The sequence below is a fragment of the Mycoplasmopsis gallinacea genome, assembly GCF_012220205.1.
GTDB classification, from domain to species: Bacteria; Bacillota_I; Bacilli_A; order Mycoplasmatales; family Metamycoplasmataceae; genus Mycoplasmopsis; species Mycoplasmopsis gallinacea_A.
Map to the genome: position 1 here is coordinate 802,831 of NZ_CP047225.1, position 12,427 is coordinate 815,257.

The following is a 12,427-nucleotide window of genomic DNA, read 5'->3' on the forward strand; positions in this document are numbered from 1 at the left end:
ACAATGAAAAAATATAAATTTTTACTCTCATCAGCAATTCTTGCAACATCTTTTGCTTCACCTTTAGCTGTTATTTCTTGTGGAGATGAGAAAGTTGCTGCTAAAGATACTTTAGTTATTAATTACCAAGGGAATATTCCTTTTACTCCTCTTTTTCTTGATAATTCAATGGAATCGCAAAGTAGCATTAAAAGTGATGATATTTTAGCTACCATTTCAAGTGCAAAACTTTTCAGAAACCAAACAGTTTCTTCACCAATTATTGACCCAATTAAAAATGGTGAAGTTGTTAAAAAAGGAACTTACAAATTTGTCTTAGATTTAGCTAAATCAATTACTGTTTATGATGCTGAAGAAAATTCCAATACATTTAATAATGACAATGTTTCAGAGTCGACATTTAGTTCAGATTTTATTTATGAACAACTATCTTCAGAAGATCCAGAATCTATTAACAGCAGCTTTTTTAAAGAAAAAATGCAACAAGCTGTCAAAATCGAAATCAAAGTAAGAGATAATGTATATTGAAGCGATAACAAAGGAACTAAAACAAAATACAAAGTTGTACCAGAAGATTTTTGATTCTCATGAATGCGTTCATATCACATTGGGCATACCAATAGAGAAAATTCTTATTTAGATTTATTTAATAAAGATGTAGAAAATCTTGATGAAAACCAAAAAGAGATCAAGAAAGCTGAATTAGCTAAAGGATTATCTAGTTTCCTTGATCAAAAAGCAATGAGTAGAATTGGGGTAAATGATAGATTTAATAATCAATTATTTACTAACGAAAATTTATTTACATCAAATAAAGTGTCAGTGAAATTATTTAGAGAAATTGATGAGCAATTAAATCCTACAAACGCAATTAAAGATGGCAAATTAGTCTTTAAAACAGATGATGAAGCTTCTCAAAATAATGGAAACTTCTTTACTTTCTGAAACTTAGTACTTAAAGATTCAAATTTATTCTCTGCAGCACCAAGTCAATATATTCAAGAATTATCACAAAAACCTGAATTTAATCAAACAGTTGATTATCAATATTCATTAGAAAAAAATGAACAAAACAAAACCCTTAAAGCTCCTGTTTATGGGGATAAAATGGTTAAAAAACTTGGTATTTACTTCTATGGTGTAAATGGATTTGAAAAGAATCTTTACGCTAGTGCTTACGTTCCATACCAAGGTAGTCCAAACACTAATTCTTTATCATTTAAGAAAAACCCTAATTACTGAGATGCAAAATTTATAAATTCTCCAAAATCTTTACAAACAATCAAATTAAATGCAAATGTTTCAGATAAAACTCAAAAATTAAATAACTTCCTTAATGGTGAAAATTCAATTTTAAGTTCTGATAACTATTCACAAAATGATTTACAAAAACTCAATTTAAGTGATTTAAGTAAATACAACATTACTTACATTCAAAATATCAATAAAAACAAATCTGAAGGATTAACCGGGACAAACATCACACCAGCACCAAATATCACCATTAAAAACGGAGTGCATAGCAAAGACTATGAAAACCATGCTTTTAATGATGTATATGCACAATTAGTTTATGGTGCTACAATCGAGGATATTAAACGTGGGTTTAAAAAGCAAACAGAGAATCAAACTGATTATGTTTTTGGATCTAAATCAATTTCTAGTGGCCTATTTGAAACTAAATCAGTATCTTTTAGAAGTTTACTTAACGGTGCGATTAACTGAAAATGAGTAGCTGAAAAAGTTAATTCAGATAATAGTTCACAAATTATTCCTTGATTAACAAATGCTGCACCAGATGCATTAATTGGGGGAAATAACCAAGAAACATCAAAAGTGAAATCTCCACGTCATGCTCATGAAACTATAAATACTTTAAAAGTGATTCTTGCCAACGGAAAAGTAAAAACTTTAGAAAATAACAATAGCACTAAATCATATGAAAGTGCAAATTTTGATCTTATTAAAGCTGAAATTAAAAAATTACTCGATAATTTTTACAACTCTTTAAGCGCTGATCAAAGAGGTCAAAAAGTTAAATGATACATTTATAACTCAAGAATCATTAACGAAAAAGAAAGAGAAATTTACAACCAAATAATTAATACTATTAAATCAATCGACCCTAGATTAGAACCTGTTTTTGTTCAACTTACAACTTCAGATGAAATTACCAAAGCTTTAGGTAAAGAAAATGGTGCTGGATATAACTCAATTGATCAAAATATAGTTTATTCTTATGAAAGTGGACAATCTCAATATTCATTTTTAGATAAAATCACTCATAGTATCGGAATGAGTCCATTTGCATTATGATATAAGTTTTCAATTTTAAATGAAAATGATCCATTAGCAGTTGAATTCCCTGGTTTATATGCTTTTTCTAAAGCTATGAAAGAAGATTTTGAAGCTAAAAAATATAGATTAGCAAAAATTTATGACCCAAGCATTGATGGAAATTATCGTGATATTGTTTGAGATGATTTAGAAAAATTTAATTCTTTTGAAGAAATGCAATTATATAGAAATAGTGTTTATGATGCAGAATTAAATGGATGAACATATGCTAACAAAAATGGAGCTGCAGGAATTGGTTACTTACAAGATAATGGAGATTGACTTGTTCATAACATTAGTACATCAAAAGAATTTGCAATTAGATTCTTAGAATCACACACAAATGAAACAGTTGTACAACTTCTTCAAGATTTAAATGTATGAAGATCATTTGGTATCGACATCTTTAAATTTATTAAAATAAGCTCACACTTAATTACTCATAAAGACTTAGATTTAGTAATTCCGCTTGATAACATAATTTATGTTCAAGACTATAAAGTTAAATCTTAAAAATAAAATCTTTTTATTAATTTTAAAAAAATTCTTTCTTTCTATTACTTTTGTTATAGCTTTTACTTTTTTAGTGTATTTAATTTTAATTTCTATATATCCGCTACCTTTAAATGAAGAAGCTAAACTTACATCTAATCAATTTGGAAGCATAAATTTAGTAGAACAAAGCAAAGAATATAACTTAGATAAAACCGCATTTACTAAATCATTTCTTTTTCTGTGAAAATTAATCACTTTTAGTGCAATTAAATTTTCACAGGTAGATACAAGTATTGCGGTTTTTTCTAATAATGATCGTAATGCTTGAACTTACTTTATATCTAATAATCAAGTTAATTACTTAATTATTATTTTTAGTCAATTTTTAAGCTTTATAATAGGTTATTTACTAGGTGTGTGAGCTGGTTATAAAAAAGGAAGTTATATTGATTATTTAATTAACTTTTTTTCTGTTTTATTCTTATCAACTTCACTTTTAATTGTGATTCCAATTGTAATTCATTTTGAATACCTTTTTGGAATTATTGTAAATTACAACCCTAAAAAAATCTCAACCTTTCTTTTTCCGATTGTAACTATTGTATTAATTTCGCAATCAGCAATAGTAAAGATAGTGCGGGGTGAAACAATTAAAGGTTTATTACATCCTAGTTATACTTATTATAAGAGTTTAGGGTTTTCAGAATGATCCATTTTTCGAAAATCCATTTTAAAAAATACTATTGTTGCTCTATTGCCTTTATTTCCTTTTTTACTTGTAGGTAGTTTATCTTCAAGTGTATTTTTAGAAGCTTATTTTAATATTCCTGGAAATTGAAAACATATTTACGGAATCTTAATTAAAAAAGAAGTTGGGCCAATTTGTGTTTTAATTTATTTAATTGTCTTATCATTCTCAATTTCTTATTTTGCTTGTGAATTAATTAGAATCATTTTAAATCCATTTGTAGAAAGAAGTAAATAATGAGCCAGAATTTATTCAAATTTGCTCCAAATAAACAAAGAAATAATATTCGCTATCACGTTGAAAAAAACGGCTTTCTAAGGCGTTTTTTCAGGTCTAAAATCAATATTATTCTTCTTGCTATTTTGCTTTTAATGCTGTTATTTTCGTTTATCAGTCTTTTTTTTACAAGTGACCATTTTACCAAAAATGAACATGATTTTGAAATATCTCACTTAGTGAAGCCTATTTTTAGCTCCAATCAAGATTATTATTTAGCTAATAATAACTCTTCAATATCAAATGAAATTATCAATAATTTAAAGCAGCACAAAATCAATTATAAAATTGAGGGAATGCCTTTTAATCGAATTGTTTTCAATCATCGTGAATACTTAGAAAAAACAGGTTTTAGTCACTGATTAATTTTAGGAACTGATGCACAAGGTAAAGATGTTTTAATTCACTCATTGCAGCTTTTTTGTGTAAGTGTAAGTATCGCTATTGCTCTTTTCATCTTAGAATTTTTCTTTGGGTTTTATCTTGGAAGTTACTTGGCTTTTTCTGAATCTTTCTTTATTAAAAATTTAATCAAAGGTTTTAACTTATTTATCTCACTTCCGGATATTTTGACCATTTTAATTGCGCTTTTAATTTTCCAAAATAAATTAGCTGTTTATATTGTTATTTTTATAACTGGAACAATTAGAATTAGCTATTGAAGTTATAATTACACATTAGAATTTATAGGTCAAGATATACTTAAAAATATGCTTTATATTCATGGAAATAAATTTAGAGTAATAAATAAGTATATTTTCAAAAACATTGTGGGAAAGGTTTTGGTTTTATTTGCTCGGAGAATTAATTATATTATATTCTTTATTGCAACAATTCATTTTTACGGATATCATTTTGACAATAATGTAGCCGTTTTATTTCAAAAAAACTGAGAATATCGAGCTATAAACTGGGCTCAAATTGTTTTTCCCGCTCTTTATTTAACTACATTTTTTATTACTTTTCAGTTTTTAACAATCAAAATTGATCTATATCTTGATCCGAAAAATTCATAATCTTAGCTTGCTCTCGCAAGCTTTTTATTTTTCATTTATTTCCCTTAATAGCTGCAAAATAGCAAACAAAAACACAAAATAGCATAAGCTAAATTGTGTTTATATAATTAATTTAGTTTCTTAATCATTACCTTTTTTACGTTTTTTAGCAAAACCAATACCAAAAATTATAACTGCTGCTGTAAGAAGCACACCACCCATAATAACTAATCATTTTAACGCTGCTGCTGAACCAACTTTTAATGAATCAACTTTGGTTTTGTAAGCGCTATAAAGAACTTTTGAAACTCCTTCTGAGCTTACTTGAGACAATTGTTGTTTTTCATTTGCTGAAACTTTTGATTTTTTAGAAACAATTTCAAAAAATTTGTCTTGTTCTATTTGTTTAGCAAAGTTTACATATTGTTCAGGAGCAACTTGTTTTAAGTTTGCCATATTTTGTTCAAATGCTTCCTTATTTGCATTTAAAATAGCATCAACTAATTGAATTTCTGCTTTAGATAATTTTACAAATATTTCTTGATGTCTGATTAATCTATCATTTTGAAGAACCACTCTAGGATCGGTAGCCACAAAAGCTAGATTTTCCTTGATAGCATTTTCAAGATTTTTCTTTTTATCATTGTAATCTTTGTTAGATACTCATGAAGCTTGATATTTAGCTAAAGCATCATTAATACCATTTAATGATTTTAATAACTTAACTAAATTAAGGTAATCATTATTATTTAAATGAAGATTATTGATTTGATTGATGATTGAATCAAGTTTTTCATTAGTTAAGTTTATATTTTCATCACTTAATAAATCACTAATTGAAGCATCTAAATTATTAATATTTTCTTTTGCTTCATTTAATTCTTCTGCGCTATTATAAGTGCTGTTTTTAATGTGTTCTTTTAACTTGGCTTTATCTTCTTCTGAAAGATTTTCTTTTTCATTAATTAAATTGATAAGTTCTTGTTTTTTATTGTTTTTATCAAGAGCATCTTTGTAAATATTGTAAATTTGATCATCATCTTCTTGGTGTTTGTTGATTTCGCTGATAAAGTTTTCTTTTTCTTTATTGTTAAGGTTTGGCAGATTATTAATTTTGTTTTTAAGATCTTCTTTGTTGTTTTGAATTTTTAAAAGAGCATCTTTAATTGTATTTATTGCACCCTTGATTTGATCAAGAGTTTGATTATCTTTATTTTTTAAGACTTTTTCACCATTTGCAATTGCATTATTGTATTGTTCTTGTTTTTGTGCTGATGAGTTTTGGAATTTTTCATCATTTTTAACATCTGCAGCACCATTTACTAAGTTTTGAAGTTCATTTACTTTATTTTGACGGTTAGTTTTTCCGTTTAAAGCAGCAAAATCATTTTTAAGTGTAGCTAAAAGAGTTTTTACTTCATCGTTAGATAAGTTTTTACCATTTTGTTTATTTAAAGCTTGTTTTGCTTTGTTATATGAAGTTACGAAATTAGTTTTAAGTCTTGAATCAGCATCGACGTAATTTAAATCAATTAATGGATCACTTCCATTACCTTTCTGAATTTGCTTTTTAATAAAATCGCTAAGAGCTTTCATAGATTCATTAATGTCATTTGCCTCTTTAAGAACTTCATTAACTGATTTATCTAAAGTTTCTTCATGAGAAGCAATTGTTGTTGCATTATTTAATTGCTCTTTTAATGCTTGTTTTTGAGCATTGTTTAAATATTCAAGATTTTCAATTGCATTTGCTGCGTTTGTTTTGGATTCAGCAAGATGGGTTTTAGCGTTATTTTTTAGATTATCAATTGCATCTTGAGTTTGTTTTTTCAGCTTGTCAATTTCAGCATTAATTAATTCAAGATTATCAAGGTTATAAAATGCTTCATCATTAGTTACATCATTTATAAATTCAGCATTTTTTCCAATTTGATCATCAAGTGCTTTTTTAAATGCATCTGTAGCATTTTCATAATCAAGCCCATTTTTAGCAGCATTAGCTTCAGCTTGTTTTTGAAGAAGTTCACCCATTTTAGCTGAAAGTGCATCAATTATGGCGTTGATTTTGTTTAATTCATTATTACTTTTAGCTTTGTTGATTTTATCTAAAAGAATTTGTTTTTCAACTGGTGAAAGAGCAGAATCAGCATTAACTTTATAAATTAATTCATTTCTTAAAATGTCACTAGATACTCCATCAAGAGCTTCTCTTTCATTTTTAAGATCTTCTTTAAGTTTTGTAGCTTGCTCTAAAGTTAAATTATCATTTACTTTGCCACTAACTTCATTAAATTTAGCATCAAAATCATTTTTAACTTTAACTGAAGCATTATTATATTTATCCTTATTTTTCCTAAGTTTGACACTTTTAAAACTTAAAACGACGAATAACCCTACAATATAGAGCTATTCGTCGTTTTTATATCACAATTCCTATATAGTAAATTTTACGTCTTCACATTTACCAATAGTTTCAATTGGTTTAAGTCCAAGAACTTTTAATATAGTTTTGAACTCTTCAGATTCTTCTGATTTAATATAAGTATTTATTTCTGGGATAATTGATAATTTTTGATTTTTAATTGATTCAATTATTTTATTCGTAGGAAGCGGATAACCACAATATTCAAGAACAAATTCTAAATATCTTTGAATCGTGAGTGCAAGGAAGCAAATTAAAAAATGTCCTTTGATTGTCTTTTCAGTTGAAAGATAAATTGGTCTTACTTCAAAGTTTGTTTTCATCACTCTAAAACTTTCTTCTATTTTTCAAAGTTTTGAATATTGTTCAATAATTTCCATTTCATCCATATCTTCATGAGATGTTAAAATTCCATAAAATCCATCTGCGGCTTCATCTTTCAAAATCGCTTGATGATCTAACTCAACTTCGTTAGCTGAAAGTTTTAAATACTTCTTACCACCTCTTTTCATTTCTGATTTTATAGCTGATAAATTGAGTAATTTTTCAGCTTTTTTAATAAGTCTTTCACGATCTTTTTTATCTTTTCTTTGTCTCTTTCCAGAGAAAGTTAAAATCAGTTTATTGTCAATTTCATAAAAGGTATTATTAGATTTAAAAAGCTCTTTGTGATCTTGTTTTTTCACACTGAATTCTTCATACATCATTTTATATGTATCAAGATCATAAATTCCTTCAATTTTATTTTCTTTACCTTTGATTTTGTAAGCCATTATGTAATCGTATCCTGCTTGTTTTATGGCTAATAAGTTACTTTTTGAGTTTAAACCTCTATCTGCAACAATAGTAATTTTATCTATACCTAAGTCTCTTTTTATATTCTCTAAAACAGGTTTTAAAGTCAAGAAATCAGATGTGTTTCCAGGGAATAAATCATAATAAATCGGTATTCCCATATCGTCGATTAAAAGACCTAAAACAACTTGAGTTTGGTTAACTTTATTGTCTTTTGAAAAACCAAATTTTCTAAGTTCATCAGGTATAAAACTTTCAAAATAAACAGTTGTAACGTCATAGAAACAGAATGTTAAATTTCTGTTAATTTTGTCTACAAATTGTTCATTTAAATGTTTTAAAATATCCGCTTTTTTATCCTGTAAAAACTCAAGTGATCTATAAATGTCTTTCAAACTATCATCAAATTTGTATCAATATTTTTTAATTTTTTCAACTGAACTTCTTTTAGAAGATGGTTCTAAAATTCTTGTTAAAATTAGCATTTTTGTAATTGATGCTAGGTCATATTTTGACCTACTATTTTTCTTTTGTAAGTCATTTAAGAAATTTGGTAATTCTAGATAATTTATGATTTCTTCGTAAACTAAATTTCCATATCCTTTAATTTCTGTTCCTTTAAATTTGTCCAATTTTAAAGAATTCATGATTTGTAAAATTTGTTCGTTTCTATCTTTTTGTTTTTGATTTTTCTTTGAACTAACAGATTCTTTTAATTCTTCAATGAAGTTTGGATTATCTTTTGTAAGATCTTCTAATTTACCTAAAAATTTTACTTCTCTAATTTTTGGTTTTTTAGTTTCTTTATCTCAATATGATTCTACGATTCTTACATATTGTGTTTTATTCTTTTTGATGATTTGTACTGATGCCATAATTTGTCCTTTTTACCACATTATACCATATATTTACTATATATGAAATAAAAAAATAAAAAATTTCTTAATATATGTAATATATTAAGAAATTCAAAAAGTCTTAAAAAAGACCAAAGTGTCAAAGTTAGGAGAATCAGCATTAACTTTATAAATTAATTCATTTCTTAAAATGTCACTAGATACTCCATCAAGAGCTTCTCTTTCATTTTTAAGATCTTCTTTAAGTTTTGTAGCTTGCTCTAAAGTTAAATTATCATTTACTTTGCCACTAACTTCATTAAATTTAGCATCAAAATCATTTTTAACTTTAACTGAAGCATTATTATATTTATCCTTATTTTTAATTGCTTCAGAAGCTGCAATTTCTTCTTTTAAATATTTCATTGCATTGTCAAGATCTTTAGCTGTACCAATGTAATTATTTTCACTTGATCCTACAATGGCTTGAATGTTATTTAGTGTATTTTTAGAATTAATCAAAGCAATTAACGCATCTTTTTGAGACTGATTTAAATTAGGGAAAATTTGTATATCATTAATTGCGTTAATCGCTCTTTCTTTAGCTGTTTGAAGACTTGAATTTCCATCAAGGTTATTTAAAGCGCTTTCTAGCTTAGTTACAAAATCTGTAACTGTTTCTAAACTATCTCCAACTTTATTTAAATTATCTTTAGCATTTTTTAACGCAGTATCTAAAGCTTCTTTTTTATCACTTGTAGCTTGATCATAATTAGTGTAGTTTTGATCTTCGGAATTTGTTGCTTTTTCACCTGAAGTAATTAATTCCCTAAGTTTTTGCATTTGCTCATCAAGAAGATTTGCACTTCCTTTAGATCCATTTTCTTCGATTTTAATTAAATCTTTAACTTGTTCTACTGTATGAGCTTCAGTAATTTTGTTTGAAATTAAAGTTTTTTGACTCTCATTTAAGTGTGTTAATTTTGCTAATTCTTCTTTACCTTTTGTTTTAGCATCATTAAGACTTTTTTCACCATCAAGTTGATCTAAAGCATTTCTTAAATTAGTAATTAAAGTTTTAATTTGTTCTGGATCTACTGATGTATCAGCGCCACTTACAGCTGCTAAAGCATTATCAAAATTAGGTTTTTTATCGCCTGTAGCTAAGTTATAGTTATTTGTTGTTTTAGCTTTTTCCGCAGCAGCTTTTAACGTTGCTAATTGTCCCATTAACTGATTTATTGAATCACCTTTTGAAGAAGTATTTTTAAAACTACTTACTTTATCAGCAACTTGAGCATTAACATCAGCCATTTTATCTTGAATTTCTTTGTTCAATTTAGTTTTTTGGTCTTCAGTTAAATTGGTAAGAGTTGCAATTTTTTCTAATGAATTGTAGTATTCTCAAAGAGTTTTTACTTCATCAATTAATCCTTGAGCCTCTTCTTTATTTAAGTTTTGATTAATCTTTGTTGAAATTTTAGTTAAAACTTCATCAAATACAACTTTGTATTTTTGATCATAATTAGCAAAATTTTCACCATTTCTAAGGTTTTTTGATTTTTCATAAAGATCTTTTAATTCACCCATTTTGTCATCAAGATCTTTAATTTCACCTGTATTATTTTCTTTATCTAAAAGTTTTTTAAGTTCATTAGCATCATTTATAGTGTTAAGCTTATTGATGTAGAACTCTTTTTGGCTATTATTTAAGTTCTTGAAGTTTTTAAGATCTTCTCTCAGATTATCTTTTTTCAATTTAAGATCGTTAATTACATATTTAACTTCAAAAATTAAACGGTTTGAATCGTTTGGATCAACTTTAGATGTTGTAACGATATCTCAAATATCTTCTTCAGGATTTGAAATTGTTGGCTTTAATTGTCAAGTTTCAAAAATGTTTTTATTTTGTCCATTGTATTGAGCTGTTCAGAAAGTAGGGTTTGCAGCTTTATCAAAAGAGTTGTAAATACGTGAATATCAAGTGTCAACATTATTTCTTTGTCCATTATCGCTTAAAGTAATTGACTGTTCAGGAACAACGGCTTCTTCTAATCCATTTCCTGCAGGTCTTACCAATTGATATGACACTGAATTAGGTAATTTGTATTTTGAATCTTTTTCCTTAAATTCTTTAATCTCAATTGAGTAATTTTGACGATTAGGATTTACATCTGCAGCTTTTCAATTAAAGCTATAAATGTTTGTGTTTTTATCAAATGTTGTAAATCCTGCCATTACATAAGCAAGACCACCTGTGTTTTTTACATTAAATCTTAAGTCATTTTTGCGTGTTTTAAAAGTAACTTTAAATCAGTTTTGATCATTGTAATCATGATAAGGTTTTGCCCCAGTGTTATAACCAAAACCAAGAATAGTTCCAACATTATCTTGGAATTTTTTACTCATTTGTCAATTATTTGGTCATTCCCCACGATTATAATCTTTAACACTTCGGTCAACAATTGATTTAGGTGGATATAAAAATCTATTTCCTTTTTTGTTTAAAGAAACTTCAAGCTCATCTCTTCAGTGATCCACAAAATAAGCTCTAATAGGTTGACTATCAGCGCTACGGCCATTGCCTCAATCTGTAAAAAGATCTGCATATTTTGCATTAGGTTGTCAACTTGGTTCTAACCTTATAGGTCCTGATTCTCAAGTAACAAGCGAAGTTGTTCATCTATTAAAACTTGTTAAAGTAGATTTTCAATTTTTTCCATATTTATTAGGAACTGGAATATTTGTAACTATATCATTTAGATGAAACTCAAGATCATCTAAATTATTTGTCATTCGTTTAGGCTTAAATTTTGTGAAAACTTCTTCAGATGTAGTGCTTTTATACACTGTAATTTCCATACTATTTTCAACAAATTGTAAGCTTTTTGATAAAACTATACCAAAACGTGGTGAGTTACTTCAAGTGTCAAAATCATATCCTTCTCTTTTTAAAAATGGAGCTGTTCTATTGAAAGTAACTTCTCATTCTTGTTCTGTTTCATACCATTGATCTTGGTTTTCAAATTTATTATCAGTTTCATTTTTCATTTTAATTGTTGCAATTGAAAAATCATTATTCCCGTAACGATTTGTATCATACCCAACATTAAAATAATAGTTACTTTTTAAAGTACCATCTTTGAAGTTGTATTGGTAATGTTGTGGATTAGCAAAGGTCATATTATCTTTGTTAATGTAAATGATAGAATTAGGCACATTTCCAACAACCTGAGGATTATTTACAACGCTTCTATCACCATTAGAAGTATTATTTGATTCACCTCCAGAAGTTGCTGCTAATGCAACAACTGGTACAAAAGGTAATGTTGTGCAAAGCAACACCTTTGAAATCTTCTTGATTTTTTTCATTTTTACCTCAATATTTTAAATTTATTTTTTACTACCTTAAATTTTAAATATATTTAGCAAACAACAAATAAATAATGACACTATAACTAAATTAGTGAAATCCCCCTCTTTTTTATTTTATCTATTCACTAAATACAAAAGTTTCAATTAA

7 protein-coding genes are annotated in these 12,427 nt (G+C 26.9%); 4 read left to right on the top strand and 3 right to left on the bottom strand.

What is annotated here, in order from left to right:
• Positions 1–3 precede the first annotated feature (3 nt).
• The 3 genes from GOQ20_RS03255 to GOQ20_RS03265 all read left to right on the top strand — a co-directional run bounded on the left by GOQ20_RS03255 (position 4) and on the right by GOQ20_RS03265 (position 4,872).
• Positions 4–2,850 (top strand): OppA family ABC transporter substrate-binding lipoprotein, encoded by a 2,847-nt coding sequence (locus GOQ20_RS03255; protein WP_167845379.1) that lies wholly within the window; start codon positions 4–6, stop codon positions 2,848–2,850.
• A 73-nt stretch (positions 2,851–2,923) separates the two neighbouring features.
• Positions 2,924–3,817, top strand: a complete 894-nt coding sequence (locus tag GOQ20_RS03260) for an ABC transporter permease subunit (RefSeq protein ID WP_167845380.1) — start codon at positions 2,924–2,926, stop codon at positions 3,815–3,817.
• 134 nt (positions 3,818–3,951) lie between these two features.
• Positions 3,952–4,872, top strand: a complete 921-nt coding sequence (locus GOQ20_RS03265) for a hypothetical protein (protein WP_167845381.1) — start codon at positions 3,952–3,954, stop codon at positions 4,870–4,872.
• A gap of 120 nt (positions 4,873–4,992) precedes the next feature.
• Here GOQ20_RS03265 and GOQ20_RS03270 read toward each other — a convergent pair whose 3' ends face one another.
• Positions 4,993–6,882, bottom strand: coding sequence for a GA module-containing protein (locus tag GOQ20_RS03270; RefSeq protein WP_167845382.1), 1,890 nt, complete (start codon positions 6,880–6,882; stop codon positions 4,993–4,995).
• Positions 6,883–7,030: 148 nt separating this feature from the next.
• Here GOQ20_RS03270 and GOQ20_RS03275 point away from each other — a divergent pair, with 148 nt between their 5' ends.
• Positions 7,031–7,255: a hypothetical protein gene (locus GOQ20_RS03275; RefSeq protein ID WP_167845383.1), complete on the top strand. Its 225-nt coding sequence runs from the start codon at positions 7,031–7,033 to the stop codon at positions 7,253–7,255.
• Positions 7,256–7,284: 29 nt separating this feature from the next.
• Here the strand turns inward: GOQ20_RS03275 and GOQ20_RS03280 are convergent, their stop codons facing one another.
• Both GOQ20_RS03280 and GOQ20_RS03285 read right to left on the bottom strand, forming a co-directional pair.
• Positions 7,285–8,943, bottom strand: a complete 1,659-nt coding sequence (locus GOQ20_RS03280; protein WP_167845019.1) for an IS1634 family transposase — start codon at positions 8,941–8,943, stop codon at positions 7,285–7,287.
• 84 nt (positions 8,944–9,027) lie between these two features.
• On the bottom strand, positions 9,028–12,276 hold the full coding sequence (locus tag GOQ20_RS03285; protein WP_167845384.1) for a GA module-containing protein: 3,249 nt from the start codon (positions 12,274–12,276) through the stop codon (positions 9,028–9,030).
• Between the last annotated feature and the right edge of the window lie 151 nt (positions 12,277–12,427).